The 26,991-nt window shown below is 41.2% G+C and carries 31 protein-coding genes; 14 read left to right on the top strand and 17 right to left on the bottom strand.

The features are described from left to right. Nucleotide 1 precedes the first annotated feature (1 nt). From hemH to OIT90_RS16335, 3 genes are all read right to left on the bottom strand, one after another. The gene (gene hemH / locus OIT90_RS16325) at nucleotides 2-940 is read right to left on the bottom strand and encodes a ferrochelatase (RefSeq protein WP_260775691.1); all 939 of its coding nucleotides are present in this window, start codon (nucleotides 938-940) and stop codon (nucleotides 2-4) included. A gap of 32 nt (nucleotides 941-972) precedes the next feature. Next, complete coding sequence (gene hemE / locus OIT90_RS16330) at nucleotides 973-2,031, bottom strand: uroporphyrinogen decarboxylase (RefSeq protein WP_039177601.1); 1,059 nt, start codon at nucleotides 2,029-2,031, stop codon at nucleotides 973-975. 124 nt (nucleotides 2,032-2,155) lie between these two features. Next, entirely contained in the window at nucleotides 2,156-4,291 is a 2,136-nt protein-coding gene (locus tag OIT90_RS16335) for a transglycosylase domain-containing protein (RefSeq protein ID WP_474892741.1), read from the bottom strand. A 127-nt stretch (nucleotides 4,292-4,418) separates the two neighbouring features. Between OIT90_RS16335 and OIT90_RS16340 the strand changes: the two genes are divergently transcribed. Continuing rightward, nucleotides 4,419-4,904, top strand: coding sequence for an antibiotic biosynthesis monooxygenase family protein (locus OIT90_RS16340; protein WP_024425462.1), 486 nt, complete (start codon nucleotides 4,419-4,421; stop codon nucleotides 4,902-4,904). A 64-nt stretch (nucleotides 4,905-4,968) separates the two neighbouring features. Here OIT90_RS16340 and OIT90_RS16345 read toward each other — a convergent pair whose 3' ends face one another. Beyond that, nucleotides 4,969-5,121, bottom strand: coding sequence for a hypothetical protein (locus tag OIT90_RS16345; protein ID WP_224927902.1), 153 nt, complete (start codon nucleotides 5,119-5,121; stop codon nucleotides 4,969-4,971). A gap of 283 nt (nucleotides 5,122-5,404) precedes the next feature. On the opposite strand from OIT90_RS16345, the gene OIT90_RS16350 reads away from it, so the two are divergent. Next, nucleotides 5,405-6,592 carry a M20 family metallopeptidase gene (locus OIT90_RS16350; RefSeq protein ID WP_064498259.1) on the top strand — a complete coding sequence of 396 codons (1,188 nt, stop codon included), beginning with the start codon at nucleotides 5,405-5,407 and terminating at the stop codon, nucleotides 6,590-6,592. Nucleotides 6,593-6,792: 200 nt separating this feature from the next. On the opposite strand, the gene OIT90_RS16355 is transcribed toward OIT90_RS16350, so the two are convergent. The 3 genes from OIT90_RS16355 to OIT90_RS16365 are packed head-to-tail and all read right to left on the bottom strand — an operon-like array spanning nucleotide 6,793 to nucleotide 9,498. After that, nucleotides 6,793-7,500: an EcsC family protein gene (locus tag OIT90_RS16355; protein ID WP_099663106.1), complete on the bottom strand. Its 708-nt coding sequence runs from the start codon at nucleotides 7,498-7,500 to the stop codon at nucleotides 6,793-6,795. Between the two features lie 44 nt (nucleotides 7,501-7,544). Next, entirely contained in the window at nucleotides 7,545-8,765 is a 1,221-nt protein-coding gene (locus OIT90_RS16360; protein ID WP_059376295.1) for an ABC transporter permease, read from the bottom strand. Continuing rightward, on the bottom strand, nucleotides 8,758-9,498 hold the full coding sequence (locus tag OIT90_RS16365) for an ABC transporter ATP-binding protein (protein ID WP_047202605.1): 741 nt from the start codon (nucleotides 9,496-9,498) through the stop codon (nucleotides 8,758-8,760). Before OIT90_RS16365 ends, OIT90_RS16360 begins: the two co-directional genes overlap by 8 nt. Nucleotides 9,499-9,984: 486 nt before the next feature. Here OIT90_RS16365 and OIT90_RS16370 point away from each other — a divergent pair, with 486 nt between their 5' ends. The 3 genes from OIT90_RS16370 (at nucleotide 9,985) to OIT90_RS16380 (ending at nucleotide 12,497) form a co-directional block, all read left to right on the top strand. After that, complete coding sequence (locus OIT90_RS16370) at nucleotides 9,985-10,413, top strand: HIT family protein (protein WP_024425457.1); 429 nt, start codon at nucleotides 9,985-9,987, stop codon at nucleotides 10,411-10,413. 358 nt (nucleotides 10,414-10,771) lie between these two features. Continuing rightward, nucleotides 10,772-11,851, top strand: coding sequence for a 3-phosphoserine/phosphohydroxythreonine transaminase (gene serC, locus OIT90_RS16375; protein ID WP_058838797.1), 1,080 nt, complete (start codon nucleotides 10,772-10,774; stop codon nucleotides 11,849-11,851). Nucleotides 11,852-11,978: 127 nt separating this feature from the next. Next, complete coding sequence (locus OIT90_RS16380) at nucleotides 11,979-12,497, top strand: tryptophan transporter (RefSeq protein ID WP_039177586.1); 519 nt, start codon at nucleotides 11,979-11,981, stop codon at nucleotides 12,495-12,497. A gap of 49 nt (nucleotides 12,498-12,546) precedes the next feature. Here OIT90_RS16380 and yhzF read toward each other — a convergent pair whose 3' ends face one another. Next, nucleotides 12,547-12,738: a membrane protein YhzF gene (gene yhzF, locus OIT90_RS16385; RefSeq protein ID WP_024425454.1), complete on the bottom strand. Its 192-nt coding sequence runs from the start codon at nucleotides 12,736-12,738 to the stop codon at nucleotides 12,547-12,549. A gap of 128 nt (nucleotides 12,739-12,866) precedes the next feature. Here yhzF and OIT90_RS16390 point away from each other — a divergent pair, with 128 nt between their 5' ends. Then, nucleotides 12,867-13,223 carry a YtxH domain-containing protein gene (locus tag OIT90_RS16390; protein WP_024425453.1) on the top strand — a complete coding sequence of 119 codons (357 nt, stop codon included), beginning with the start codon at nucleotides 12,867-12,869 and terminating at the stop codon, nucleotides 13,221-13,223. Nucleotides 13,224-13,410: 187 nt separating this feature from the next. Next, nucleotides 13,411-14,031, top strand: a complete 621-nt coding sequence (locus tag OIT90_RS16395; RefSeq protein ID WP_058838795.1) for an HTH-type transcriptional regulator Hpr — start codon at nucleotides 13,411-13,413, stop codon at nucleotides 14,029-14,031. Here the strand turns inward: OIT90_RS16395 and OIT90_RS16400 are convergent. Beyond that, nucleotides 14,009-14,353 (bottom strand): YhaI family protein, encoded by a 345-nt coding sequence (locus OIT90_RS16400; RefSeq protein WP_144495260.1) that lies wholly within the window; start codon nucleotides 14,351-14,353, stop codon nucleotides 14,009-14,011. The two genes, OIT90_RS16395 and OIT90_RS16400, sit on opposite strands and share 23 nt — an antisense overlap. A gap of 232 nt (nucleotides 14,354-14,585) precedes the next feature. Between OIT90_RS16400 and OIT90_RS16405 the strand changes: the two genes are divergently transcribed. Then, nucleotides 14,586-15,107 carry a DUF3267 domain-containing protein gene (locus OIT90_RS16405; RefSeq protein WP_039177576.1) on the top strand — a complete coding sequence of 174 codons (522 nt, stop codon included), beginning with the start codon at nucleotides 14,586-14,588 and terminating at the stop codon, nucleotides 15,105-15,107. Between the two features lie 82 nt (nucleotides 15,108-15,189). Beyond that, nucleotides 15,190-15,375 (top strand): hypothetical protein, encoded by a 186-nt coding sequence (locus OIT90_RS16410; RefSeq protein ID WP_072368131.1) that lies wholly within the window; start codon nucleotides 15,190-15,192, stop codon nucleotides 15,373-15,375. 51 nt (nucleotides 15,376-15,426) lie between these two features. Here OIT90_RS16410 and OIT90_RS16415 read toward each other — a convergent pair whose 3' ends face one another. Both OIT90_RS16415 and OIT90_RS16420 read right to left on the bottom strand, forming a co-directional pair. After that, on the bottom strand, nucleotides 15,427-15,516 hold the full coding sequence (locus OIT90_RS16415; protein WP_017360317.1) for a YjcZ family sporulation protein: 90 nt from the start codon (nucleotides 15,514-15,516) through the stop codon (nucleotides 15,427-15,429). A 145-nt stretch (nucleotides 15,517-15,661) separates the two neighbouring features. Next, nucleotides 15,662-15,748: a YjcZ family sporulation protein gene (locus OIT90_RS16420; RefSeq protein WP_008361129.1), complete on the bottom strand. Its 87-nt coding sequence runs from the start codon at nucleotides 15,746-15,748 to the stop codon at nucleotides 15,662-15,664. 161 nt (nucleotides 15,749-15,909) lie between these two features. Here OIT90_RS16420 and OIT90_RS16425 point away from each other — a divergent pair, with 161 nt between their 5' ends. Beyond that, complete coding sequence (locus tag OIT90_RS16425) at nucleotides 15,910-16,788, top strand: peptidylprolyl isomerase (protein WP_039177572.1); 879 nt, start codon at nucleotides 15,910-15,912, stop codon at nucleotides 16,786-16,788. Nucleotides 16,789-16,841: 53 nt separating this feature from the next. Here OIT90_RS16425 and OIT90_RS16430 read toward each other — a convergent pair whose 3' ends face one another. The 4 genes from OIT90_RS16430 to OIT90_RS16445 form a co-directional block, all read right to left on the bottom strand. Next, nucleotides 16,842-17,072, bottom strand: a complete 231-nt coding sequence (locus OIT90_RS16430) for a sporulation YhaL family protein (protein WP_039183045.1) — start codon at nucleotides 17,070-17,072, stop codon at nucleotides 16,842-16,844. A 116-nt stretch (nucleotides 17,073-17,188) separates the two neighbouring features. Next, on the bottom strand, nucleotides 17,189-18,136 hold the full coding sequence (gene yhaM, locus OIT90_RS16435; RefSeq protein ID WP_024425447.1) for a 3'-5' exoribonuclease YhaM: 948 nt from the start codon (nucleotides 18,134-18,136) through the stop codon (nucleotides 17,189-17,191). Nucleotides 18,137-18,198: 62 nt separating this feature from the next. Further along, the gene (locus tag OIT90_RS16440; RefSeq protein WP_144490879.1) at nucleotides 18,199-20,985 is read right to left on the bottom strand and encodes an ATP-binding protein; all 2,787 of its coding nucleotides are present in this window, start codon (nucleotides 20,983-20,985) and stop codon (nucleotides 18,199-18,201) included. 16 nt (nucleotides 20,986-21,001) lie between these two features. Then, the gene (locus tag OIT90_RS16445; RefSeq protein WP_144490878.1) at nucleotides 21,002-22,216 is read right to left on the bottom strand and encodes a metallophosphoesterase family protein; all 1,215 of its coding nucleotides are present in this window, start codon (nucleotides 22,214-22,216) and stop codon (nucleotides 21,002-21,004) included. Between the two features lie 171 nt (nucleotides 22,217-22,387). Here OIT90_RS16445 and OIT90_RS16450 point away from each other — a divergent pair, with 171 nt between their 5' ends. After that, nucleotides 22,388-22,576: a YhzD family protein gene (locus OIT90_RS16450; protein ID WP_047202901.1), complete on the top strand. Its 189-nt coding sequence runs from the start codon at nucleotides 22,388-22,390 to the stop codon at nucleotides 22,574-22,576. A 30-nt stretch (nucleotides 22,577-22,606) separates the two neighbouring features. On the opposite strand, the gene OIT90_RS16455 is transcribed toward OIT90_RS16450, so the two are convergent. Next, a complete protein-coding gene (locus OIT90_RS16455) occupies nucleotides 22,607-23,377 on the bottom strand; it encodes an enoyl-CoA hydratase (RefSeq protein ID WP_186315145.1) in 771 nt (256 codons plus the stop codon). 184 nt (nucleotides 23,378-23,561) lie between these two features. Between OIT90_RS16455 and OIT90_RS16460 the strand changes: the two genes are divergently transcribed. From OIT90_RS16460 to OIT90_RS16470, 3 genes are all read left to right on the top strand, one after another. Then, on the top strand, nucleotides 23,562-23,888 hold the full coding sequence (locus tag OIT90_RS16460) for a potassium:proton antiporter (protein ID WP_260980348.1): 327 nt from the start codon (nucleotides 23,562-23,564) through the stop codon (nucleotides 23,886-23,888). A gap of 64 nt (nucleotides 23,889-23,952) precedes the next feature. Next, on the top strand, nucleotides 23,953-24,450 hold the full coding sequence (locus tag OIT90_RS16465; protein WP_144490876.1) for a cation:proton antiporter regulatory subunit: 498 nt from the start codon (nucleotides 23,953-23,955) through the stop codon (nucleotides 24,448-24,450). A 3-nt stretch (nucleotides 24,451-24,453) separates the two neighbouring features. Beyond that, a complete protein-coding gene (locus OIT90_RS16470) occupies nucleotides 24,454-25,677 on the top strand; it encodes a cation:proton antiporter (RefSeq protein WP_404526856.1) in 1,224 nt (407 codons plus the stop codon). A 38-nt stretch (nucleotides 25,678-25,715) separates the two neighbouring features. On the opposite strand, the gene OIT90_RS16475 is transcribed toward OIT90_RS16470, so the two are convergent. Beyond that, a complete protein-coding gene (locus OIT90_RS16475) occupies nucleotides 25,716-26,990 on the bottom strand; it encodes a lysine N(6)-hydroxylase/L-ornithine N(5)-oxygenase family protein (RefSeq protein ID WP_404526853.1) in 1,275 nt (424 codons plus the stop codon). Between the last annotated feature and the right edge of the window lies 1 nt (nucleotide 26,991).

Consider the following 26,991-nt stretch of genomic DNA (forward strand, 5'->3'; position numbering starts at 1 on the left):
ATTACTTGCTTTCGTCAAGCTTCTTTAATACGACAGTTGCGAGAGCATCAATAAATGCTGGTTTCGCATTTGGCATTTCTGGACGATAGTAGGCTGCACCGATTTCATCTGTCACGACTTTACATTCATAATCGTTGTCGTATAACACTTCTAGATGGTCAGCGACAAACCCAACAGGCACATATACGAACGTTTTATAGCCTTTTTGTTCGAATAGATCCCGTGTTAAGTCTTGAACGTCTGGTCCAAGCCATGGATCAGGCGTGTTGCCTTCACTTTGCCAGCCAATTTCATAATGTTCAATTCCTGCACCTGCTGCAATCATTTTGGCAGATTGTGCGAGCTGATCAGGATATGGATCTCCTGCTGCAATAATTTTTTCAGGAAGGCTGTGTGCAGACACAATGAGTACGGCTGATTTTCTTTCCTCTTCACTCATCGATGCATACGTATCCTTCACTTGTTTCACCCAATAGTCCACAAACTTCGGCTCATCGTACCAGCTTTCCACAGACGTAATCTTCAGATTGCCAAGCTTGTCTGCCTCATCTTGTGCACGCTTGTTATACGATTTCACGCTAAAGGTTGAAAAATGCGGGGCAAGAACAATACTCACTGCTTCTGTGATGCCGTCTTTGTGCATCTCTGCAACTGCATCCTCAATGAATGGTTCAATATGCTTTAAGCCAATGTAGACATGAAATTCAATGTCGTCTTGGATGTCGTTCAAATGATCACACAAACCATTTGCCTGCTGTTCTGTAATTTTTGATAAAGGAGATATACCGCCGATTGCCTTGTAGCGATCCTTCAAATCTTGCAGCATCTCTGGCTCCGGTTTTCTGCCTCTGCGGATATGTGTATAATAACGTTCAATATCTTCTTCTTTATATGGGGTGCCATATGCCATGACAAGAAGTCCCATTTTCTTTTTCTCCACAACCAACACTCCTTCAGATCATTTGAAATAGTTTAGATGGATGATTTTTTATATTTCGCTGAATAATCGTGAATAAAATCTGTCAGCTTCTTTAACGTATCTGGTGAAACATCAGGAAATACCCCATGACCTAAGTTAAAGATAAAGTGATCTGATTTCATTCCTTGATCTAAAATATCTTTTGCTCTTTCTTCAATGACTTCCCAAGGAGCAAGTAAGATGGTTGGATCAAGGTTCCCCTGTAACGTTTTTGTGAGCCCTTCTTTTCTCGCTTCATCTACACTCATACGCCAATCCAGTCCAACCACATCAAGCGGCAGATCGTGCCAGTCTTTCGCTAGATGGCTTGCACCAACTCCATACATGATCATTGGGACATTTTCAGACTTCAGCTCTGTGAAAATTCGCTGCATGACAGGCTTAATGAATGTCCGGTAATCTGCTGCATTTAAAGCGCCAACCCATGAGTCGAAAATTTGAAATGCACTGACCCCGGCTTTTACCTGCGCGCGTATGTACGTGATCGTCATATCAGCTAACTTGTTCATGAGCAGCATCCACGCCTCAGGATCACTGTACATCAGCGCCTTTGTTTTATGATAATTTTTAGATGGACCGCCTTCAATCATATAGCTTGCCATCGTAAATGGTGCGCCAGCAAAACCGATAAGTGGAACATTCAGCTGCTCCTTCGTTAAAAGCTGAATGGTATCAAGCACATATGGCAGGTCTTCTTCAGGATGAAGTTCCCCAAGACGTTCGATATCTGCTTTAGATCGAATCGGTGCATCAATCACAGGTCCAATTCCATTTTTAATTTCTACGTCCACTCCAATAGCCGGAAGCGGGGTCATAATATCTTTATATAAAATAGCAGCATCTACACCATATTGTTCTACAGGAAGTCTTGTTACATAAGCACATAACTCTGGCTGATGCGTAATTTCAAATAGCCCGTATTTTTCTTTAAGGGCACGATATTCAGGCTGTGAGCGTCCTGCCTGTCTCATATACCAAACTGGTACATGGTCTGTTTTTTCCCCTTTACACGCCTTTAAGAACGTGTCATTAAAAACCTTCGTTTTTCCCATTACCTTTCATTCCACCTTTCGCCTTACACTCTCTTTGCATAAGGCTCAAACACTGCTTTTACTATACCGCGTTTTCAAGGCACGGTATACTAAAGCGGCTCAATGTTCAAAAAATCGCCGAATATTAACGTCCAAAAGACTCTGGCTTGACATACGCACTGCCTTCGCCTTCTTCTTGTGTTTGGGTATTATATGGAACAACTTTATACTCTGCGTTTGAAAATACATTGGCATACGGCATTGTATAACTGCCCACGCCTGTCACTGTGTCGATCAGCGTCTCGCCTCCATTTCTCTTTTCATAGATGCGGTATTCAACGCGTTTATCCTCCTGCTTGTCCCAAGACAGCTCTAATGTAAATAATCCTTTGATTTTAAACGCATAGCGGGCTTCAAATCCTGATACTCCCTCTAAATGGATAGGAGATTGAAGCTCTTTTATTCCCTCTGGTTTTTCAAACGTTTCATTGGTGATTTGAGCTGCTGTTAAAATATCTTTAAACAGCTGCACTGGGTATTGACTGCCCCCAGTTAAATAGTGGCTGTTATCGGTTTTGTCATACCCCATCCAAATCGCACCCGTTGTACTAGGCGTATAACCGGCAAACCAAGCATCCTTTGTTGCACCTTTCACACCCGAATATGTGGTCGTCCCTGTTTTACCAGCTAAATCTCCAGCGTATGAACCGCTCTGGGCTGTCCCGCCTTTGACAACTTGCTGAAGCATTCTTGTCATGTTCCATGCATTCTGCACGCTAAACACTCGTTCTTGCTTACCACGATTCTTTTCTACAGTTTCTCCTTCATCATTGGTGATCTTTTGAATAAAGAAAGGCTTTTTATATACGCCTTCATTGGCAAATGTATGGAAGGCTCCAGCGATCTGTAATGGAGAAACTCCTTTTTCTAAACCGCCAAGCGCAATAGCTAAGCCTTTATCCGAGATATCTATCCCCATCTTCTCGAGATATGATTTCGACGTATCAATGCCCAGCTGGCTTAACGTCCACACAGCAGCGGTATTTTTACTTTTCATGAGGGCTTCCATCATTGTGACCCTGCCTTCATACTGCCCATCGTAATTCTTAGGTGAGTAGCCGTCATAGTTTTTTTCTTTATCTTCAAGCAGTGAATAAGGTCTGAATTTTTTCTCCTGCATTGCCGGACCGAAGACCGCGATCGGCTTAAAAACAGATCCCGGCTGCCTAACAGCCGTCACCCTGTTATAGCCTCTCGCCTGATATTCTCGTCCTCCAATGGCTGCTTTCACTCCACCAGACTCGTTATCAATAAATACGGCGCTGCCTTCCGGAGAACCGCTTTTTCCCGGGAAATAACGGTTGTTCTTCATCGCATCATATGCAGTTTTTTGCAGATTCATATCAATCGGTACTTTAATGGTATAGCCGCCTTGAAGCAATTGTTCATGTGAAATGGCATACTCTGATTCTGCTTCTTTAATGATGAGATCAACATAGCTGTCCACCCAAGGTGTTTCTGATTTCTTTTTTAAATGAATGCCTAGTGTTCTCCCTTTTGCTTCTACCGTTTCTGTTGAAGACAAATATCCTTGTTCGTTCATTAAATTCAGGATGGTGTCCCGCCTTTGTTTATTTTTATCAGGGTGTAGAACAGGCGAATAAGTAGATGGTGCCTTTGGCATCGCAGCGAGAGTAGCACCTTCGCTGACCGTTAAATCTTTGACATCCTTACTAAAGTAATAATTGGCTGCTGCCTGAATACCATAAACACCATGGCCGAAGTAAAGCTGATTCAAATACATTTCAAGCAGCTTATCCTTGGAATAATCTCTTTCTAAATTAATGGCAATAATGACTTCTTTCGTTTTTCGAAGAAAGGTTTTGTCATTTGTGAGAAAAATATTTTTTGCGAGCTGCTGAGTAATTGTACTGCCGCCCTCTACCTTTCCTCCTGCTAATATATCTCGATAAACCGCCCTTGAAATAGACTGTGCATCAATTCCGTGATGCTCATAAAAACGCTTGTCCTCGACAGCCACAAAGGCTTTTGCTACTTTATCGGGCACCTCTTTTAACGACACAGGGTCCCGATTTTCTGAATACATGCTTGTGAGTTCTTTTCCATTCTGGTCAATGATTTTGGAGGAAGCGTGAAAAACAAGCTTCTTTTCATCTATGACATAATGTCCTAAAAATAAAATCGTCAGATAGCCAATAAATGAGAGTACGATTGTACTTCCTGCAATGACTAATGGAATGATTATCTTCTTTTTCTTCAAATTAGGTCACCTCATTCCTTTATACGGATAGTATGGGATGTATTGCTTCATAATATGTTTTATGGATTGACTGCCAAAGAATTATATATCATTCTTTTGTTATACTATCAAGCAGGAGGCGGTTTAGATGAATTTCTATATTACATATGGAACAGCAGATTTTTTGCATAAAATCGCAAAAAAACACCATCTGGAAAATCTGCTTTATATGGTCGGGAAAGAACAAGCAGCTCTTTTTCATGAAACGGAGGGTGAGACTGTATTTAAAGCCCCTCATGCCTATGATGTGATTTATGCGAAAGGCGAGCTTGTCCAATCTGGTTTCGTCACCTTGAATCATATCCCTGTTAAGCTTGAAAGCAGAGCACTCTTTGAATCCACCTTTCAGAAAAAGACGAACATCTCAGAACATCAGCGCGGCTTCCAAGCTATTCGCGTTTTAAGACCTCAAAAAGATGAAGAAGTTTATTTGATTTTGACACTTTGGGAATCAGAGGACTTATTTCAAGACTTTCAAGAATCAGAAGCATTCTTTCAGCCACACGAGGATACAGGCTCCATTTTCTCTCGTCCGGCTTACCTCACATCCTACCATGCCGTCACAGACAATTAAGGAAGTGCTGCTCTCAGCACTTCTTTTTTTCATGAAAAAAAGCCCAATCGCTGGGCTCTTCATTTTATGAGCTTGATTTCAGCTCGTACCGATGAATGATCGGCTGAAGCACATAGAAATTCAGCAATATCCAACCCAATAAGATCGGCCATTTCAACATAGGTGAAGCACCTTTCAATTGAACGAGCAGCACCAATAGCGGAATCAAACAGATCATGAAAAAACTCATTTTTGAGACAAACGTTTCTTTGATTTGATGCCGGCAGCTTGGACACATCATCATTTTCGTATGTGATAAATGAAACTTTTCGACGAAAGAAAATGTTTTTGAACAATTTGGACAGCTTCCCAACGCTACTCCTCCCTTTCCCTGCTTCATATCAACTTCGACTTTTATGCAAAATGACCTTTTGATACTGACCACGAAATCCTCTTCTGTTGAAAGATTCTAACAATTACCATACAATCAGTAAAAGAGCATGAAGGAGGTTTTCGATTCAATGACAATATCCACTTTACAGAAAAGCATCAATGAACGTCTTGATGAACATTATGAGGAAATGGTTGAAATTAGACGCCATCTCCATATGAATCCTGAACTTTCTTTTCAGGAAGAAGAAACAGCCGCTTTCATCGCCAGCTACTATGATACATTACAAATCCCTACGCGTACTCAGGTGGGCGGTCATGGCGTACTCGCTTTTATCGAAGGAGCTTCTCCGGGGCCAACCATTGCCCTCAGAGCTGATTTTGATGCACTTCCCATCCACGATGAAAAAGATGTACCTTACAAATCAACAAAACCTGGAGTGATGCATGCGTGCGGTCACGATGGGCATACTGCGACACTTCTTGTATTAGCAAAAGTTTTGCATACACATCGTGACCAATTAAAAGGAAAGATCGTCCTCATTCATCAGCATGCGGAAGAATATGCTCCCGGCGGTGCAAAACCAATGATTGAAGACGGCTGTTTAGACGGTGTCGATGTGATATTTGGTACGCACCTTTGGTCTTCAGAGCCTTGTGGCACGATTCTTTATAAAAGCGGAAACTTTATGGCAGCCGCCGATCGTTTCTCTATTCAAGTCCAAGGGAAAGGCGGACACGGTGCCCAGCCTCATTTAACTAAAGATGCCGTACTCATCGGTTCACAAATCGTCGCAAACCTGCAGCAAGTCGTTGCCCGTAAAGTCAATCCGATTGATTCTGCTGTAGTGTCTGTTGGAGGTTTTGTCGCAGAGAATGCCTTTAATGTCATTGCAGATTCAGCTGTTTTAACTGGTACTGCACGATCCTTTGAAGAAAGTGCACGGCATATCATCGAACGAGAAATTGAACAGGTGGTAAAAGGGGTGTGCCAGATGCATGATGCTTCCTACACATATGAATATGTGAGAGGATATCCAGCTGTCAAAAACCACCCGAAGCCGACTGAATATATTGCGGACGTCGCAAAACAGACGGAAGGTGTAACAGAAGTAAAAGAAGCGGAAACCCAAATGGGCGGAGAAGACTTTGCTTACTACCTTCAGCATGTCCCTGGCACCTTCTTCTACACAGGCGCCATGCCGGAAAACAGCCAGGATGTGTATCCACATCATCATCCAAAGTTCGATATCAACGAAAAAGCAATGCCTGTCGCAGCAAAGGTACTCGCAAACGCCGTTCTTTCCTACAATGAATAAAAAAAAGCCGCTGTCCTCAGCGGTTTCAGCGTGTAGACAAACCCTCGCATTCGGTTTCAGGTCTGCGCTCCGGTGCTCGTCCTTCCTAGACTGAAAAGGTTTTTTCTATCACGCTGTGCTGAAAAGAAGACAAAGGGCTAAAATAAAAATTATTTTAGCCCTTTGTCAACAATCTGAAGCCCCTGTCCTCAGCGGCTTTTCTATTTCATATCTTTCAATATCCGTAAATGAAACACATGGCGTGCGACCTCTCCGAGCTGTCCTGTCAGCTGATGATTTGCCACGCCGCCAACAGCGGCTCCGACGACCGGCATTAATTGAAACAGCTTCACAAGATCAATGTAATCTCGATACTCCTGCTGAAAGCTGTACCAATCCATTTCCTCTCGGCTCGTTTCCCAATCATCTATGATCTTCATCATTTTTTGACGATGTGCACTGCTGGAAAAAGCGAGTTGAAATATACAGAGCAAAAAGAGTCTTTCTTCCTTTTGAGATAAATCAAAGCCGTAAATACACGCCAGCTCATAAAGGCATTTCATCTTTATGCTCAGCAGCAGCGGAAAGTCTGCCATTCCAAGGAATAAACCGCCTGCACCTGTTCCAATCCCTTCGACGGCAGCCGCCTTCTGGTAATACTTCACTTTATCCTTTGCCAGTTCATTTCGTTCTACAAGAGATAATTGTTCATCAATCACTGAAAATGAAGTGAAGTGTGATCCTGATACGGTGGACTCAACCATTGTTTTGACTGCACTTGTGATGACTTGATGAAACCTGGCAGGAATTCGGCGGTTCACCTGCTGCTGAACTCCTTTTGAAAACCGTTCGATCTTTGAAGGTTTTCTTAAAAAACGTGTTTGAAAAAGAATGGCTTCTTCATACAACTCCCGTTCAGCTGCATTCATCCGGTCCCCTCCTAGATGTCATCATACGCGCGTTGTAAATCCACTTATCTCATCTTTTTTAACCTGCTCTGTACGTAAGGCTTAAAGAGGACAAGCACAAATGCTAAAGAAATGAGAAAGGCAAGTCCGCTTCCCTGCCAGCCTCCTGCTGGAAGTACCGCACAGCTCAGCAATATCGATTGGATGATGAGCACATTACGGACGAGAACAAAAAAGCTTCGATCCTTTTCTTTTTGAGAAACTGGATAAAGTGCCTGTAATGAAAGATGAGCAAAGTGCTTCGTTAAAGGCACAAGCTGTACACCTGTGATAAATACTGTGAACAAGACAAGTAACGCACCCACCCAGCCTGCTGCACCTGTATACAAAATAATCAGGACAAACACGGCTGTTAATCTAAACACCAGACCAAAATAGTCATTTGAGCGTACAAACGCCCTCACATACATATAAGAAAAAGTTTTACGCTGATCATAAGGAACAAACTTCAACATCCAGTCCATGTATGCTCTTCTTTTCACCTGTTTCTTTAAGTGAGGCACATCGGTGAATAAGTTTGCCAAACGATAAAAGCGCTGCTTCCGTTTTAATTCATCAGAAATATGCAGTTCCCATTGAAAAGGCTGTTTTTTCACTGCATTTGTTAAGTAGACGAGATAGACACCGTAGATAAGATAAAAAACGATTGCAATCACATAGGCTGCCTGTAAGACGGTGTAGATCAACATCATATTTAATAGAAAACGAAGGGCTGCATCGAGCCATCTCACATGTTTTCCTTGAAAATAAGTCATTCTCCATTGAATGGCTGTATTCAAACCCTTTATCAAAATCATTTGCGCCAGTATCAGCACATACCCCGTGATGCCTCCTGAAGACACTGCCGAATAAAGCGGAAGTGCGACAATGGATACAGCAATGAGAGGAAACAGCTGAGAAATGAAGCTAAAGTTAAAAGCTTGTTTTAAGTAAGGCTCCATCTTCCCTTCTAAAGGAAGTAAAAACACGAGATCGGCTTCTTTAATTAACGTACGTACGTATGAGCTTGTAAGTACTAACGAGAAAACAACTGCCATCACCCAGTAGGATGGGAAGTGAGCCGGAATCTGTTTGAGCCAGCTGCTGTACCAGCTTGCTCCGCCTGCAAGGAAAAAAATGAGCACAATGACAAGATGATCGTTGAACATGTATTTTAAGTATTTTCTTGTTTCTTGTATGTGTTCCTCTAATCTTGATTTCCAAATAGTAAGCGTTGTTTTACTCATAGTTTTCTTCCTTTGTTAATTCCAAATAAAGATCATCGAGTGTCGCATCTCTCATATTGAACTGTTCTCTCAGCTCTGCCAGTGTTCCTTTCGCTCTGATTTCCCCTTCGTGCAAAATAATAAAGGAATCACAATAGCGCTCAGCTGTCGCTAAAATATGCGTTGACATCAGGACACTAGCGCCGCTTTTCTTCGCAGCATTCATCCGTTCAAGCAGTGCATTGATCGCAAGAGGATCAAGCCCTAAAAACGGTTCATCGATGATATACAGCTCTGGTTCCACAAGGAATGCACACATAATCATGACCTTCTGCTTCATTCCTTTTGAAAAATGAGCAGGGAACCATTTCAGCCGTTTCTCCATCCGAAATTCTTTCAGCAACGACGGCAGCCGTTCGTCTAATTGTTCCTTCGATAGACCGTAAGCCATCGCTGTCAGCTCTAAATGCTCTTTTAACGTTAATTCTTCATATAAAACAGGTGTCTCAGGAATAAATGTAAATTGTGAACGATACGCCTCTTGGTCGTCTTGAAGGGTTCGTCCATTCAATTCAATGACACCTTTATGCGGTTTCATAAGCCCGATAATATGGCGGATGGTTGTACTTTTTCCCGCCCCGTTTAAACCAATGAGACCAACGATTTGATTTCTTTCTAATTCAAATGAAATATTTTTTAGAACGGGATTCTTCGTATATCCACCCGTTACATCTTTTACAGTGAGAAGGGACATGAATTCGTTCCTTTCTTTCTTTTTTCCTTTATAGTAACAAAAACGAATGATAATTTGAAATGTTTACCTATAGACGAGTCATGAATAAAAAATAGGCGCTATGGTCATCATAATGTATGTAGAAGAAATGAACTTGATGACCAATAAGTAAATGAGGTGTTTGTTAAAGGCAAAGAACCGCATGACAAGTTGGTTTTTCATCTAAAACCTTAGCTTCTGTTTTGCTTCACTGATTCTTGATTTTTGTGTCCTATACAATATGTATACGACAAACCAAAACGTCAAATGAGGTGTTTACGGCAGAAATAGCAGGCATATGAATTCTTTATTTCAGTAAATAGAGAATTCAAAAGGCATATCGAATGAAAGCATCAGCATTTCTTCTGCAGGAGCAGGATGAGCGACCAAAGGAGTTCGCTTGTCCTGTTTTCTTTTTTGCTTCTTTTTGTGATACGATAAAGGAAAAATAATGAGGAGTGACATGGCGTGAGCGACTGCATTTTTTGCAAGATCATTGATGGAGACATTCCATGTGCAAAAGTATATGAAGACGAGCATGTATTGGCTTTTCTTGATATCAGCCAAGTAACAAAAGGACATACCCTTGTAATCCCGAAAATACATAAAGAAAATATCTATGAGATGACACCAGAAGTGTCTAACCACTACTTCCAAGCGATTCCGAAAATTGCAAGGGCGATCAAACAGGAATTTGAACCAATCGGGTTAAACCTCCTGAACAACAACGGTGAAAAAGCTGGTCAATCGGTGTTCCATTACCATATGCATATCATTCCGCGCTACGGCAAAGGTGATGGCTTTGGTGCCGTATGGAAATCACATCAAGATCAATACACGTCAGAGGATTTAAAAGACATTTCTTCTGCCATCCACACGCGGCTTACCTCATCTTAACAGATGAGGTTCAGCATGTAGACAAACCCTCGCATTCGGTGTCAGGTCTGCGTGCCGGTGCTCACGAATGTCAAATTCGCTCCGCTCCGGTACTCGTCCTTCCTAGACTTCAAAGGTTTTCTATCACGCTGAAAAGAAGACAAAGGGCTAAAATAAAGATCATTTTAGCCCTTTGTCAACAATCTGTACCTCATCTTAACAGATGAGGTTTTTCTTATTTTTGCCCCTTATCATCGCTTTCACCTCTTAATAGTAAGATATTTTGAACGATTCAAATTTTTTGTCCAAATGCTTCAAATTTGTGATAGGATGGTTTTATCTTTTGATCCATTAACGCGAGAAATAGGGAGAGATTGTGATGAAGCGAACGACAAATTTTAATGCTGGTCCGGCGGCACTGCCGCTAGAAGTGCTTCAAAAAGCACAGGAAGAACTTGTTGATTTTAAACAAACTGGGATGTCTGTGATGGAGCTTTCTCATCGCAGCGGTGAATATGAAGAAGTCCACAATAAAGCAAAAGCGCTTTTGGTGGAACTGATGGACATTCCAGAAGATTATGAAGTCCTCTTTTTACAAGGCGGAGCTAGTCTTCAATTTGCGATGATTCCTATGAACTTCTTACATGAAGGCGAAACAGCTCATTTCATTCAAACAGGCGCATGGTCAGAAAAAGCATTGTCAGAAGCAAAAGGGTTTGGTCAGACATCTGTCTTTGCTTCAAGTGAAGATGACAACTACTCATATATTCCAGAAGTAGATGCTTCCGGTTTAACAGATGGTGCTTACTTACACATCACATCGAACAATACGATCTTCGGCACTCAGTGGAAAACGTTCCCGAACACGTCACTCCCGCTCATTGCGGATATGTCCAGTGATATTCTCAGTAAAAAAATAGACGTTTCTTCATTTGATTTCATCTATGCCGGGGCACAAAAAAACCTAGGTCCATCAGGTATCACGATTGTGATTGCGCGCAAACGTTTATTAGAGAAAGAGAAAAGCAGCACACCAAAAATATTAAAATATTCGACACACGCAAAAGCTAACTCTCTTTATCACACACCACCGACTTTTGCGATTTATATGCTATCGCTTGTCCTTGAGCATGTTAAACAAGCTGGCGGTGTAGAAGCAGCGGAAAAACGCAATGAACAAAAAGCAGGCATTCTCTACGATACAATTGATCAGAGCGGCGGTTTTTATCAAGGACATGCGCGTGCTGACAGCCGTTCGCATATGAATGTCACCTTTACTCTTCGTGATGATGCACTTACTTCTTCCTTTGTGGAAAAAGCAAAGCAAGAGCAAATGGTTGGACTTGCCGGCCACCGTTCTGTCGGTGGATGCAGAGCATCTATTTACAATGCGGTCTCAATTGAAGACTGCCAAAAGCTTGCGGACTTTATGAAAAAGTTCCAGCAAGAAAATGAGTAAAAAGGCTTTTCTATAGGGAAATAAATTTGTTATAATAACGAGAAATATAAAGTCATGACTCTTGCAATAAATGATGAGCCATATTATTGGAGAGTCCTATAAGAGCTTAGCAGAGGAGAGCATAGAAATGAAAACAAAAGAATTAGTGATTATGTCATTGCTTGCAGCAATGGGAGCTGTTTTGCATACGATTTTCCCGCCCATCTTTTTCGGAATGAAACCTGATATGATGCTGGTCATGATGTTTTTAAGCATCATCCTTTTCCCAAAGGTTCAGCATGTCGTCGTGATTGCGCTAGTGACTGGTGTCATTTCTGCATTAACAACGGGATTCCCAGGCGGACAAATTCCGAATATGATTGATAAACCAGTGACAGCCTTTATCTTCCTAGCCCTTTTCTTATCTTGCTCGAAGATAAAGAACAAAGTCGTGCTGACCGCTGTGTTAACTGCGATTGGAACCATCGTATCCGGCGTGATTTTCTTATCTGCCGCTTTACTGATCACTGGACTGCCAGCTGCATTACCGGCACTTCTTGTGGGCGTCGTCCTGCCAGCAGCCGTGATTAATACCATCGCTATGGTATTTGTCTTCCCAATTGCTCAGTCCATTCTGAGACGTGCAAGAATGATAGAAGTTGCTTAACGAATAACCGAACCTCTTCATGATAGATGAAGAGGTTTTTTTCATGCTTTTATAAAAGAAAAAGGGTCAGCAGCAAAATGAGGAGCGAAATCCCTGCACCTGCCGCACACACAAGTGCTTTTTGCTTTAAGACATGTTTTGGCGGATAAGACCCTGCATACCCAAGCTGTCTTGCATAATGAATAGAACCACCTGTAAAAACGATGACGATACACATAAAAACGAACAGAAAGACAGACAACCTTCTCCCCTCCCTTTTCTTCAAAAGTATGCTAAAATAAAGCAAGCTATGTATGGAAGTTCAATGAAGCTGATCGTCAGCTCAGAGAGAACATGCGAATGTGTAAAATTTGACTAGAGGTGATTTGAATGGCTAGTGGACGTTCTTTATTAACAGGATTATTTGTAGGCGGTCTCCTCGGAGGTGCGGCAGTGCTCCTGACGACTCCCTCTTCTGGCAGAGATGTGCGCGGAAAAGTGAAAGACGGCTATGACAAATTCGAAGATACGCTGACAAAATTAAAAAGAGATGGACAAGCTTTAAAAGAGCAAATTGTGGAAACAGCAAAAGAAAGCGCAGAGGTGATTAAAGAAGTCGGATCTGAATTGCAAACATCGATCCAGCAATGGCGCGAAGAAATCAAACCTCATCAGCAGGACTTACAAAAGGAAATTCAGGAAATTGAGGAAAAGCTCAAACAACTGGAGAAAACCTTACAAAACTAATATACTCACAAAAAAATATTCGTTTACAAAAGTGTGCGGGGTGCGTATCCCGCACTTTTTTTGTTGAAAAAAGGTTATTTTGTCAATGTTTTTCATGACTTTTAAAAATTCTTGAATTTTCAGCTTTATTAATCTTTATTTTATTGGCATAATAGAATTACAAGAAAAAGAGAAGTAGGTGAAATGGATGAATCATTCGGAACAGCCTTTCGATGTAAAAGAAGCACTTTTATTCAGTCAAAGAATGGCCCAATTGAGCAAAGCTCTTTGGAAATCCATTGAAAAGGACTGGCAGCAGTGGATCAAACCGTATAACCTAAATATCAATGAACATCATATTTTGTGGATTGCGTATCAATTAAAAGGAGCTTCAATATCAGAAATTGCAAAGTTTGGCGTCATGCATGTATCAACGGCGTTTAACTTCTCCAAGAAACTGGAGGAACGAGGATTTTTAAAATTTTCTAAAAAGTTAAACGATAAACGCAATACGTATATTGAACTAACGCCAAAAGGCGAAGAGACATTCCATAAACTACTCGAAGATTATGACCCGGCTCGAACTGGTATTGTCAAAGGCGCACAGCCGCTTCATGACATTTACGGAAAGTTCCCTGAGATTTTAGAAATGATGTGTATCATCCGAAACATTTATGGTGAGGATTTCATGGAGATTTTTGAGAAATCGTTTTCAAACATTGAGAAGGACTTTTTGAATGAGCGAGGAAGAGTCAAGAAAAAGACTGAGGAACTTGAAAACTCAGCGGAGGCAGCAGAAAAAGCGGCTAACACAAATCAAATTGTTTAATGATCTTTATAAATTCATTCATTAGCGGCTGAAAGAGCCCTTGATCATGCAAAGCAAATATCGTCTCATGAACATCCAGCTTTTCAATTAACTGTCCCGCAAAGAGCGCAAGGAGATCGTCAAACATGACGTAGCCTTGTGCTCTTTGCTTATCCATTTCCTCTGAAAGCTCAGCACAAATACGCTCAATTTCCTCTGCCTCTTCTTTCGATACACGCTGCCTGATCAATAACGCATAATATGGATAACGGCTCATATCGGTTGCCGTCAATAAAAGTTCCATATAATATTCAAGCTGGCTCATTCGTTCCTCAATACTCATGTACGTTCCCTCTTTCTCTTAGTCCTTCTATTTTAGCCGAAATTACTCATTGACGAAAGAGACGAACCTCCCCCTTCTGTTCTTTTTTCTTGAAAAATCCAAAGTTTCCTCTCTTTATTCCATTTGAAGGCAGCATTTTATTTTTTTTCATCAAAACCATTGATTTTTATCCTCAGGAAGAGTAAATTATCTTGAGATATTCAATTCGATTTTTAGATTGGAAGGATGAAAAATGAATTGTTGGAAGACCATTAATCTTGAAAAGGATTATGGTTATACGAGAATGATGATTTCTGCCATAAGTCTTGCTATCCTTTTTTTCATTATGGCATTTTTATGTTTTCAACTGACTCATCCTGAAACGAGGCTAAGCAGCCATAACGCACCGCTTTTTGCCGTGCTCTTACTTGTGACATTGCTTGTCCACCGTGTGGTTCACTTGATCCCAGTGATGAAAAACAAGAAAAAAATGACGCTATTTATGAAACGAAATTGCTGGCAGCGCGTGCCTAAGAAAGTGATGCTTTTTTCACTTCTCAGCCCATTTTGTGTCATCTCACCGGTTTACTTTGTATTAGGCGTGGCGTTTCCCATGTATGCACACTATTTTATCATCATCGCAAGTATACATGCAGGCTATTGTTTGCCTGACTTTTTATTTGCATGGAAGCTGCTTAAAGCACCTAAATCCTGCATCATCGATCAAGCTCAAGACGAGTTTGATATTTTAGTTGACCAAACTTCCTCATCATGAGGTTTTTAAAGCCAACTTCTATCTTTTTCATAAAAAATTTGGTAATGTAGTATGGGAATAGCATAGAGAGGGGGGATCTCCGATAGTTTTATTTTACTTCATCGTCTTTGCCGCGTTTATTGTGTATTCAATAAACAGGCTTACTAATACATTATGCCTTGTCAGAGAGATTCCTGAAGAACGGCAAGATAAGGTGTTTCGCTTTATCAATGTATCAATACTGATCTTACTTATCTCATCATTTGTTGAAATTACCATTTCCATTTAAGATCAAAGCAAAAGCTGCCAGTTTGAGGGCAGCTTTTTGTGTATATTTTAATTAGCAAATCCAAGATGCACCGATGATGATCAATAAGATGAATAATACGACGACTAGTGCAAAACCGCCAGCAAAGACTTCTCCTCCCATGTAAAAACACCTCCTGCCAGTTCTTCCTCTGTTCTAAGCTCAGTGTATGCAGAAAAATAAAAAGCGTTTAGGCACCTGTCATCGTTTGAAAAAAGAACCGCCCTCACGCATGGCAGGACGGCTCCCTTCTGTCACAGCGATTTAATTAGTAAAGATATGCTGCACCAACGATGATCAGCAAAATGAATAGCACGACCAATAAAGCAAACCCATTAGAATATCCTGCTCCCATATAATTCAGCCTCCTTTTTGTGATCACTATATGTGTATGTCGCGCGCAATTTTTTGACTAGACGAATGCCCTTCCATTTGCATTTCTTTTTACAGCATGTCACAATATGTTATGATACAAGCAATGATAAATAAATTGGAAAGATTAGGAGTGTTTTTTGAATGAAAAAAATGGCTTTAGCAGCTGTAACAGCAGTAAGTGTTTTAACTCTTGGCGCATGCAGTAGCGGTGATAAAGATGTAATCGCAACAACAAAATCAGGAGATGTCACAAAAGGTGAACTTTATACAACTCTTAAGAAACAAGCAGGTGGAGATGCTCTAAACCTACTTGTTCAACAAAAGGTTCTTGCTGACAAATACAAAGTATCCGATAAAGAAATCGATAAGAAATTGGAAGAATATAAAAAGACACTTGGTGAAGATCGTTTAAAACAGCTTCAAGATGAATTCGGTAAAGATTACATCAAAGATCAAGTGAAATATGAGCTGCTGACTCAAAAGGCTGCCAAAGCTAACATCAAAATCACTGATAAAGAAGTCAAAGCGTATTACGATGACCTTAAAGGGAAAATCCGTGCAAGCCATATTTTAGTAGCTGATAAGAAAACAGCTGACGAAGTGGAAAAGAAATTAGATAAAGGTGAAAAATGGGATGCCCTTGTCTCTGAATATTCAACTGATACTGCTTCAGCTGCACAAGGCGGCGATGTAGGCTGGTTCGCAAAAGAAGGCCAAATGGACGAGAACTTCAGTAAGGCTGCTTTCAAACTAAAAGTAAATGAAATCAGCAAGCCAGTAAAATCCCAATTCGGCTATCATATCATTAAAAAGACCGAAGAACGCGGTAAATATGATGACATGAAAGCGGACTTGAAAAAAGAACTGCTTGACCAAAAACAGGCAGACACAAATGAAATCCAAAACATCTTAAACAAATTAGTAAAAGATGCTGATGTGAAAGTAAAAGATAAAGAGCTTGAAAAAACGTTCAAAGAAAAATCTGAACAGCCTGCACAAAATCAGCAGACTCAACAGTAATCACAAAAAACCCCTCTGCCATCATCGTGCAGAGGGGTTTTTGTATGACTAGATTAAGCAATTGAATGATCTTCTTGTGCCGCAGTATCCTGTGATCTTTTCACCTGCTGATCCTGACGTCTGCGCTCTCTTTCCTGTTCCATTCGCTCGATAAAAATTTCTCCTTCCTTTTCAATAAAGGATTGATCAATTTCTTGCTCCTCTTTGGCTGTTGTCATTAATTTATACGCACAGAAAATAATGCCGATGATACAGGCATACACCCACCACGGAAAAAACAACATTTTTTCATCGCCTCCTTTTCTTAAGGACATTCCTCTCTTCCTTTGTGTTACATGCTTATGCGAAAAGAAGACAAGTTATGAAAAAAACGCCCGCATAAACGGACGTTTTGACATGATTATTCGTGATGGAAGGTTGGTTTATAAAACGAACGATTCTCAAGTGCAAAAATACGTTCTGTATATTCTCCTGGTTTCACATGCTCAAGCGCACGATCCATCATGTTCATTTTCGCATCTAAATTATCAATATAGTGGAGAATTTCAGCCTCTTTCACCATTGGTGGTTTCGGGCTGCCCCACTCTCCTTTTCCATGATGACTTAGGACTAAGTGCTGTAAAATGAGAATTTCTTCTGAATCAATGCTAAGCTCTTCCGCCGCTTTCGCAATTTCTGTCACCATGATGGAAATGTGGCCAATTAAATTCCCTTCCACTGTATATGTGGTAGAGACTGGACCTGAAAGCTCTTTTACTTTCCCTAAATCATGAAGAATGATACCTGAATATAAAAGATCTCGATCTAGTGATGGATATAGGTCAACAATGGATTTTGCTAAATGCAGCATGGACACGACGTGGTAAGCGAGTCCAGAGACAAATTCGTGATGATTTTTTGTCGCTGCTGGATAATCAGCAAATTCCTGTCCATATTTCTTCAGCAAATGCCTTGTAACACGCTGAATATTAGGGTTTTTCATATCAAAGATATATTGCATAATCGTATCCATCATATCGTGTTTTGGAATAGGAGCTGTTTCGAGAAAATCATCAATTCGAATTTGCTCGTTTTCAGCAACAGGGCGTATATTCCTAAGCTTCAGCTGATTCCTCCCGCGATAATGATGAATGTCGCCTACTACCTTCACGATGGTTTGCGGGCCATAGGTGATTTCATCATTCTGCTTTGCATCCCATAGTTTCGCCTCAATATCTCCACTTTGATCTTGAAGAATGAGCGTTAAAAATGGTTTGCCATTACTTGCAATCCCTTTAGTAGATGATTTAATTAATAAATGCAGGTCAACTTGTTCGCCGACATCATAGGTCATGATCCCTTTAGCCATTCAATAAAAGCTCCTTCCATGTTTCTGCTCATATAAGTATAACATAAGTCATTATTTGTCAATCATTCAACTGCTAAACTCGTAATCTGTCCATCTTCTGCTGCCTGCGCCATATGCTGATGACAGGTAAAATAAAACAGCTGTGTTTCAAAACGCGTGAGTTCATTTATCAACTCCAGCACTCTTCCTAGACGAACATGATCAAAATGAACGAAGCTGTCATCCATCATAAACGGAAGCTGACATTCCTGCTGATGCGACAAGGCGAGTGCAAAACGAATCGCAAGATAGACTTGTTCACATGTTGCCTGTGAGAGCTCTTCTGGGCGGAATATTCGTCCATCCAGCCTTTTCACAATCAGCCGGTCATCCTCGGGTGAAAATAAAATGGCTTCATATCGATCATTCGTTAACGGCTGAATAAAGCTTGAAGCTGTTTGCAGCAATGCTGGCAGCCTTGTTTCTTTATGCTCATTCAATTTTTCTCGAATGACGGAGCGGACAAGCTGAATTGCCGCCCATTTTTTCGCAAGGTGCTTTGCATGCTCCTGCTCAGCTGCAAGCTGATGAGTCAAATCAGACACCGTACCAGAAGCTTCGATTTGCCGGATTTCCACTGCTCGTTCTGCCAGGCGTTTTTCCATATTTGCCGCATTCGATTGTACGTTATTCAGGTGCTGCTTCGCTTCTGCACACTCTTCTTCAAGAAGACGCAATCCTTTGCGAACAATCGATTCTTCCTCATCAAAGCAGCCGCTTCTATGCAGCTCTTGATTCAGCTGCTGCAAATGGGAAAGCCGTTCCCGATATTCTTTCGATAAATGAGAAAGGATTTGGTAATCTTTTTTGGACTCTGCTTCTACTTGACGAAAAAGCGCGTCCATTTGTTTTTCGTAATAGTCAATTTCCCCTTCTAGCGTCGTGATCTGCTGTTTCACATGTTGAATCGATACATCCAATGTCTGACGTTCTTTTTCTCTTTTCGCCTCATCTTTCAATATCTCTTGAAAGGCCAAGATATTCTCTTGAATGGTGCCTTCCTTTCGTTGAAGAAGACTGCTTAACGCTTCCACTCTATGCTCATAATTGGATTGCTGGCCTAAAAGCTCGTCTATTTCCCGGCTAAGCTCCTCATATTCCGCTGTATCCGTTTTTAATTGCTTCAGAATAAGGAAGGCTTCTACAAGGAAAGAAAGCTCTGAGGACAAGCCCAGCTGTCTTTTCTTTTCCTCTACTTGCTGCTGGACAGGTTCCAGCTCCTTCTCCCAGTCTTCATATTGCCGGATAATCCTTTCGTACAAAAGCTCCTTCTGCCTCACAAGCGTTTCAGCTGAAGCTGCCTGCACTTGGAAGGAATCGAATGTTCCCACGCCGCTTCCCTGTTTCACCTGTGCCGATTTCAAAAATGGGTAAATAGCAAAGAAGACAAAAACAGAAAAACCTGCAAATAAGAAAGTAACCCACCACTCTGTTAAAAAGAAAAGGACAAGCAGAAATGCAGCATCAAACATCACCATCACAGGGAATAACCACGCCCGGGAATGAGCCTGTTTCTCTTTTGTTCTTGTTTCCCCAGTTTCCACTGTACTGTGCGATTTGGCCTGCTGTTCCTTTAATCCTTTTAAAGCGGTTTCCGCTTCTTCCAGCTCATGTCTTGCATGATCAAACCTGTCATCCAGCTGTGCCTTTCTGTCCATTAAACGAACATATTGGCTGACAGCCTCCTTTAATTCCCACTCAAATTCAAGGGAGTCGTCGATCTGGTCGAGCTTGACTGAACGCTGCCACTTCAGCTTCACTGCGGCTTCGTCCATTTTTTGTTTCAATGAATCACGTTCTGCTTTACATTCAGCTAAGCGATTTTTGACACGTTCAGCATGAGGAGATTCATCAACGACACGCTTCATCTCCAGTAACGTATCCTTGTCATGAAGCGGTTGAACTTGTGCCAACGTGGTTTGCAAATGATCTAATTTTTGCTTTAGTGCAGTCATTTGAGCCTTTTTCGGGTGAAGGTGTGATTCTAACTTATCCAATTCATGCTCTGTTTCTGATCTAAAGCGTTTGACTCGTTCTGGATAACGGGCTAATTCTTTTTTTAACTCCAGCTTCTTCTCTATCATGGGATAAAGTTGAATGTGTTCAGTTAGCTGCTGTATCTGTTCTTCTGTCTGCTTCATTTCCTTTTGAAGCGCTGCGATCGTCTCTATGAATTCAGAATGCTCCCGTTTCTTTTCTGTATAACGGCCTTCTGCCAATCTAGCTTGTTTCAGCTGGCCAGTCAGCTCTTTTAAACGATCAAGCTGCTGGTTTAATTCTGGCTTGCGTCCATTTGGTTTAAACAGCTGCTCCTGCTGCTTAAGCAGCCTGCTCTCCATCTTGGAGGCCGCATCTGAGCCAAATAAACTTGAGAAAAGAAGAAATTCACCGATTTGATCTTCGTTTAAGGCTTGGACATTTTGCAGTCCAAACACATCAAATGAGTAGATTGATTGGAATAATCTGCGATCCGTTCCCTTTAAAAGAGTCCGCAGAAATGCTTCGTCTTTCACTTCACCATTCGGTAAAAACACCTGTGCTTGACCGCCTCGATCGGACGATCTCTCAATGTGAATGACACCTAACTCCTCATCTAAGCAAGTGAGGGAGCCGCCATAGAAAGAACCTTGTTTCGACTTGTACATCTTGTTTTTTGAAAAACCAAATAACATCGACTCAATAAACGCCTTCAATGTCGTTTTCCCCGATTCATTCAGGCCGTAAACTAGCTGAAAACCGTCATCAGAAAAGTGAAAGGTTCGATTTGAAAATTTCCCGAAATTCGCTATATGGAGTGAACGTATTTTCATCATACCTCTCCTTTTCTCATAATTGCTTCAGCTGTTCCGTCAGCAGCCTTTGTGCTTCTTCTTTTATATCCACTTCATCCTCTTTTGTGAGCGCTTTTCCTGACTTTCTGTAGGTTGGGTGACGCTTGATCGGTGAAAGCAGCTCTTCATATGGCTCAAACTGTGCAATTTCTGTAGTGAGTTCCTTCAAAAAAGAATCCTCTGGATAGATCACATCCTCATTTGTTCGGCAGTCAATTGACATCACCCAAACGAACACGTCTTCATCTTCCTCCTGCTCATGAAAAACAGTCATCAGCTCTTCGAGGACCTCAAGCTGTGTATGCTCAAAGTAAGAAGGCGCATCACCTATCAATTCAATTCTCACAAAATGAGGAATGCCTTCCTCTTTCAGCTTATTGATTTTGCCTTCCACAAGTGTGACAAGATCGGTCATATGAGCCGTTTCTGTGATGTCTATTGCCAGTGTCTCAAAGATGATATCTGCACAGCTGATAAAATCCGCTGTGTGAGAATCTTCGGAGAGGTGAATCAAGTAACAGCCTTTTTCTCCCGTTTCTTTTATATGTCTGCCCTGCACATTACCAGGATAAATAATATATGGATCTTCATGCAGAAGGGCTCTTTTATGTATATGTCCGAGCGCCCAATAATCAAAATCTTGTGAAAGGAGCTGCTGAAGCTGAAATGGGGCGTAGGCATCATGGCCTTCTTGCCCGGCTAATGTGCCGTGAAGCATCGCAATGTGATAGGCAGCATCTGTCGTTTTGACATAATGAGATGTCATATTTTCATAGACAGCCCGCTCTTTATAGCTAAACCCATAAATGCTCGCGACAAGCTGATCCCCTCGATAATAGGAGTGATCACTTGGTGTACTGCTCGAAAAGACATGTACATTCTCAGGCCACTCAATCGGTGTCCATTCACCGCCTAAATGATCATGATTCCCATAAATAATAAAGACTTCAATCCCATGTGTTTGCAGTCTTAAAAACTGGTTTCTTAAAAAGAGCTGTGCTTTCAGGCTGCGATTTGATTCATCAAATAAATCTCCGCTCAGCAGCACAAAGTCTACTTCTCGCGCAACGGCAAGATCAAACATGTTCTTAGCACTTTGAAATGTACTTTCTTTGAGCCGCTTAAATATAGAATTAGGTATAGTCGACATTCCTGCAAATGGACTGTCTAAATGTAAATCTGCGGCATGAATAAAGGTGAGCTTAGTCAAACGTCTATCTCCTTGTCCGATACTGTCATTGTCCATATTTTATCATGCCATTTTTACGAATGCACGTTCTATCACTCTCATTCTACAAAACACATTTTTAAGGGCTAAAAAAGAGGTTTTGTCTTATTCCATGTTTAATTACATTAAAAACAGAGGAAAGGAAGATGAGGAATGGAGAAGACATACTTTTTAACCGTATTTGATCGGTCGGGTGAGACTTTATTAAATGAAAAAATCACAGCGGATAGTGACGAGAAAGCAAAGGAATTAGGGCGTCATCGCTTAATGGAACAGCAATACACAAAGCATTCCCATCGACTCGTTAATCAAGCAGGCAAGCTGCTTTTATTTGAACGTTAAAAAGCCGGCTTTCGCCGGCCTTATGTTCATCTATGCTTTTTGAAAGACAGGTCGTCTTTTTTCTAAAAAAGCCTGTATACCTTCTTTGTGATCATGACTTTTTCTCAGTCTTGCCTGTGCTGCCCTCTCTTTTTGAAGAACTGCTAAGAGCTTTGATTCTGACTGCTGGAAATAGATCATCTTTGTTTCGATAAAGGCTTGAAGCGGCATGTTCATAAACGACTTCACACACACTTTTTGGTACGCATCGACCTCTTCTTGGAACAGCCCGTCTGCAAGGTTCAGCTTTAACGCTTCTTCAGCCGGCAGCTTTTGTCCGCTCCAAATCAATTGTTTGGCGGTTTGCTCACTGACTCTTTTTGTGAGGAAAAAATGCCCCCCGCCATCTGGAATTAATCCTACCCCATTAAAATTCATGGCAAGTTTTGCATCGTGATGCATAAACAAGTAGTCACAGCTTAGGGCAAAGCTAAAAGCGAGGCCTGCTGCTGACCCGTGGATAAGCGCAATCGTCACTTTTTTCATACTAGCTAGTGAAAGTGTAATTCCCTCGATCAAATCCATCACACGATGGAAATCTTCTTCACTTTCCTGCTTAAGCATCATCCCAATATCTCCGCCTGCTGAAAATCCTTTTCCCTCTCCCTTGATGACAACGACTTTAGCACTGCTTTCCTCCGCTGCATCACATGCTTCTTTGAATTCAGCAAACATGTCCACATGAAACGAATTATAAGCTTCAGGCCTATTGAAAACGATTTCAAAAACATCCCCGTCTAACTGACAATTGATATATGTCATCATCCATCCCCCTTTTTGTTTAAAAGCTCATAACTTACTTCCATTTCCATCAAGTAAAACCTTTTTCTCTAAATAAAAAATTTCAAGATCAATTGATACTAAAATAAGCATAATCATTGAAACAAGAAATATATTTTTATATAGTAAAATAAGAAAGAAAATAAATTTGAAAGGAGGAGGATGATTGATCAGATGTTCCATCATGATATTGGTTAGCTTCATCGTCATGTTTTCTCCTTTTTCAAATGTCGTTTTTGCGTCACAAGCAGAAGCGAGCACACCTAACCTGATTTCTCCATCCATCTATGATGAAGAAATCAATGCTGTGAAGACACCTACATTTTCAAAAAAACATGCTTCATCTATTTTGTTGAAGGACAGATTATCAATGGCGGAAGCCAAGACTTTTCTGCCAAAGCCTGCCCCATCAGCTGCATTATCCATTGATCTATGTTTTTTGGAAATGAAGTGTGCGATCCCCGTTATGTATCAATCTAATTACCTCTACTGATTCATTTTATTTCATCCATATTTACTATACGAAAAACACAGCCTATCAAATTTGGAGGGATAAAATGAACATTAAAGAAAATGATCTTCCTGGGATCGGAAAGAAATTTGAAATTGAAACGAGAAATAGAGAAAAGATGACGATTGTGATTCATGATGATGGCAGACGGGAAATTTATCGTTTTGACGATGATGATCCAGATGAAGTGCTGTCTACCATTTCACTCGATGATGCTGAATCCCGGCAAATCGCTGCTATTATCGGCGGTATGGTGTATAAACCGCAGACACTAGAAACCATTGAAATGGCCTTCAATGACTTGATCATTGAATGGTTTAAGGTCGAAAAAGGTGCAAAAGCGGTAGGACATACACTCGGTGATTTAGATGTGAGACAAAATTATGAAGTCACCGTGATTGCGATCATTAAACATACAAATGAAAAATTACTCAACCCTGGTGCCGATTCGATTATTCAAGCAAATGATACGATGGTCATTTCGGGCGAAAGAAAACACTTGAAGCGATTGGTACGTGATTTTCTTTCTAGAGGGGGAGAGTGATGAATGGATCATTTAGTCTTTGAAGTTGGGACGGCGCTTATTCTTATCGCCATCGCCAGCTTAATCGCCAATAAAATTAAATTTTCTATCATCCCTTTTCTCATTGTCCTCGGAATGATTGTTGGGCCGCATGCTCCAACTATCGGGATCATTGATTTAAAATTTATCGAAAGCACCGAGATTATTTCGTTTTTTGGCAGAATGGGCGTCCTGTTCCTTCTTTTCTATCTTGGACTTGAGTTCTCTGTCGGAAAGCTCATTAAATCGGGTAAATCCATTGCAGTCGGCGGATCTATTTATATTTTGATCAACTTCAGCTTAGGACTGCTCTACGGTTTTATCACAGGGTTTGGATTACTTGAGGTTCTCATTATGGCAGGGGTTATCACCATTTCATCCAGCGCCATTGTGGCCAAAGTCCTTGTCGATTTGAAACGGACGGCAAATCCTGAAACAGAGTTAATTCTAGGGATTATTATGTTTGAGGATATTTTCCTTGCTGTTTATTTATCCGTTGTATCAGGTCTTGTCCTAGGGGATGCCACTACTGTTGGCGGTGCCTTATTATCCATTTTAATTGCTTTTGGTTATATGATGCTTTTCTTTATCATTGCGCGGAAGCTGCCAAAATTATTAAACAAGTTGTTTGATATCCGTTCGAACGAAGTGTTCATCATTGTGATATTTGCGGCTTTGTTCTTTGTCGCTGGTTTCTCAGAAACGATTCATGTAGCAGAGGCTATAGGGGCTCTCTTACTTGGTCTTGTTTTCTCAGAAACAGAGCACTCTGACCGCATCGAGCATCTCGTGGTTCCGTTTAGAGATTTCTTTGGAGCGATGTTCTTTTTCAGCTTTGGTCTCAGTATTGATCCATTTACATTGGGTGATGCCTTCTGGCTTGCGATCGGCGCTGTGTTGCTTACCCTAATTGGAAACTTCACTGCCGGAATGTTTGCTGGACGGAGAGCTGGATTTTCTCATAAAGCCTCTTCTAATATTGGATTAACCATCGTATCGAGAGGAGAGTTTTCAATCATTGTTGCCGAGCTTGGCATTGCGGGCGGACTTGCCGCTACTTTGAAGCCCTTTGCTGCATTGTATGTCTTAATTCTTGCGATTTTAGGACCGCTCTTAACGAAAGAATCTAAGAAAATCTATCAAATCCTAAACAAAATCTTCAAATGGAAATCTGAAAAACCAAAAGTAAAAAAAGAAACGACGATCTAATAAAAAAGGGGCCCTATGCTTGGGCCCTTTTTTATGTCTTATTCAAATTGCTGAAATGCAGTTTCTTGCTTGACTGGCGCTTCCTCGCCCCCGCGAATGGTTTGAATCACTTTCTGGTTGCGGTAAATCGATAGTTTTAAATTGGTCGCCGCTGTTCCATGAGAATGATCAAGATTCGTGAATGTAAAGAAATGATTTGAGCGCTTGTCTTTGAACACAAGCCTGAAGTCGTCTGTCACTTTAAAATGCGCATCACTTTCCCATTCAATCAGAGGTTCATATGCGTCAAACCATTCAGGGATATTCGGTGTGTACCCTGTGGCTAATACGGCATGTTCTGCTGTTATGCTTTTTTCTTTCTTCAGCTGCCACTGTCTGAGGTGCAGCTCTAAGGGCTGCTGCTTTCCTATTTGAATCGCTTCAAGCTCAGTCATTGGCTGAATGATCACAGATGGCTCTTCACCTGAAACAGAGCGATGATACAATTCCTGATAAATGCGCGAAAGCGTCGATGCATCGATGCCATTTCTTAATCCTGTCAGCCTAGGCAATGTGTTCATACGTTCTTCATAAGGAAGCGAATGAAAATACTCGACATACTTTGGTGTAAAAAGCTCTTGGCCAAGCTCAGCCGTCTCCAGCTCTCTAAATTCACTAGAACGCGTAAACCACGAAAGCTGCTGGACTTTCTTTTGATGCTGTAGCAGGTCTAAGAAAATTTCGGCTGCACTCTGCCCTGAACCGATCACCGCCACCGACTCAGCTTCGTGAAGTGATTTCTGCTGTTCTAAATAACGGCTGCTATGGGTCACATATGGGTATGCTGCTTCAGGCACATCGACCGGAATCATCGGTTTACTTCCTGTTCCAAGCACGACATGCTTTGCACGATACTCAGATAGTGAACCATCTTTCAATCGTCTGACTTTCACAAGGTAGCCTTCTTGGCAGTCCGTCACTTCTTCTACCTTCATCCCAAACTGACAGCTATCTAACTCTCCTGCAACCCATGATAAATACTCATTGAATTCTCTCCGCGGGATATCAAACTGTTCAAATGTATAGAAGCGGTGAAGTCTATTTGATTCATGTAAATAATTTAAAAAGGTATACCTGCTCCTTGGATTCGCCATTGTGACAAGGTCTGCTAAAAAGGAAACTTGTAAATCCGTTCCTTTGATCAGCATACCGGGATGCCAAGCAAACTCAGACTCCTGTTCAAAAAAACAGCATGAGACATCCTCATACTCCTCTAACAAAGCGGCCAATCCTAAATTGGCAGGCCCAACCCCAATTCCGATCACATCTATCATA

Source organism: Bacillus sp. ABR (assembly GCF_056172715.1).

Coding starts and splice junctions, on each gene's coding strand:
- OIT90_RS16420 (WP_008361129.1), bottom strand. CDS start 15,748: ATGGGAGCAGGATATTCTAATGGGTTTGCTTTATTGGTCGTGCTATTC.
- OIT90_RS16465 (WP_144490876.1), top strand. CDS start 23,953: ATGAACATTAAAGAAAATGATCTTCCTGGGATCGGAAAGAAATTTGAA.
- serC (WP_058838797.1), top strand. CDS start 10,772: ATGAAGCGAACGACAAATTTTAATGCTGGTCCGGCGGCACTGCCGCTA.
- OIT90_RS16470 (WP_404526856.1), top strand. CDS start 24,454: ATGGATCATTTAGTCTTTGAAGTTGGGACGGCGCTTATTCTTATCGCC.
- OIT90_RS16415 (WP_017360317.1), bottom strand. CDS start 15,516: ATGGGAGGAGAAGTCTTTGCTGGCGGTTTTGCACTAGTCGTCGTATTA.
- OIT90_RS16395 (WP_058838795.1), top strand. CDS start 13,411: ATGAATCATTCGGAACAGCCTTTCGATGTAAAAGAAGCACTTTTATTC.
- OIT90_RS16360 (WP_059376295.1), bottom strand. CDS start 8,765: ATGAGTAAAACAACGCTTACTATTTGGAAATCAAGATTAGAGGAACAC.
- OIT90_RS16405 (WP_039177576.1), top strand. CDS start 14,586: ATGAATTGTTGGAAGACCATTAATCTTGAAAAGGATTATGGTTATACG.
- OIT90_RS16400 (WP_144495260.1), bottom strand. CDS start 14,353: ATGAGTATTGAGGAACGAATGAGCCAGCTTGAATATTATATGGAACTT.
- OIT90_RS16380 (WP_039177586.1), top strand. CDS start 11,979: ATGAAAACAAAAGAATTAGTGATTATGTCATTGCTTGCAGCAATGGGA.
- OIT90_RS16345 (WP_224927902.1), bottom strand. CDS start 5,121: ATGATCTGTTTGATTCCGCTATTGGTGCTGCTCGTTCAATTGAAAGGT.
- OIT90_RS16340 (WP_024425462.1), top strand. CDS start 4,419: ATGAATTTCTATATTACATATGGAACAGCAGATTTTTTGCATAAAATC.
- OIT90_RS16365 (WP_047202605.1), bottom strand. CDS start 9,498: ATGTCCCTTCTCACTGTAAAAGATGTAACGGGTGGATATACGAAGAAT.
- yhaM (WP_024425447.1), bottom strand. CDS start 18,136: ATGGCTAAAGGGATCATGACCTATGATGTCGGCGAACAAGTTGACCTG.
- OIT90_RS16355 (WP_099663106.1), bottom strand. CDS start 7,500: ATGAATGCAGCTGAACGGGAGTTGTATGAAGAAGCCATTCTTTTTCAA.
- OIT90_RS16450 (WP_047202901.1), top strand. CDS start 22,388: ATGGAGAAGACATACTTTTTAACCGTATTTGATCGGTCGGGTGAGACT.
- OIT90_RS16425 (WP_039177572.1), top strand. CDS start 15,910: ATGAAAAAAATGGCTTTAGCAGCTGTAACAGCAGTAAGTGTTTTAACT.
- OIT90_RS16390 (WP_024425453.1), top strand. CDS start 12,867: ATGGCTAGTGGACGTTCTTTATTAACAGGATTATTTGTAGGCGGTCTC.
- OIT90_RS16475 (WP_404526853.1), bottom strand. CDS start 26,990: ATGATAGATGTGATCGGAATTGGGGTTGGGCCTGCCAATTTAGGATTG.
- OIT90_RS16350 (WP_064498259.1), top strand. CDS start 5,405: ATGACAATATCCACTTTACAGAAAAGCATCAATGAACGTCTTGATGAA.
- OIT90_RS16440 (WP_144490879.1), bottom strand. CDS start 20,985: ATGAAAATACGTTCACTCCATATAGCGAATTTCGGGAAATTTTCAAAT.
- hemE (WP_039177601.1), bottom strand. CDS start 2,031: ATGGGAAAAACGAAGGTTTTTAATGACACGTTCTTAAAGGCGTGTAAA.
- OIT90_RS16430 (WP_039183045.1), bottom strand. CDS start 17,072: ATGTTGTTTTTTCCGTGGTGGGTGTATGCCTGTATCATCGGCATTATT.
- OIT90_RS16455 (WP_186315145.1), bottom strand. CDS start 23,377: ATGACATATATCAATTGTCAGTTAGACGGGGATGTTTTTGAAATCGTT.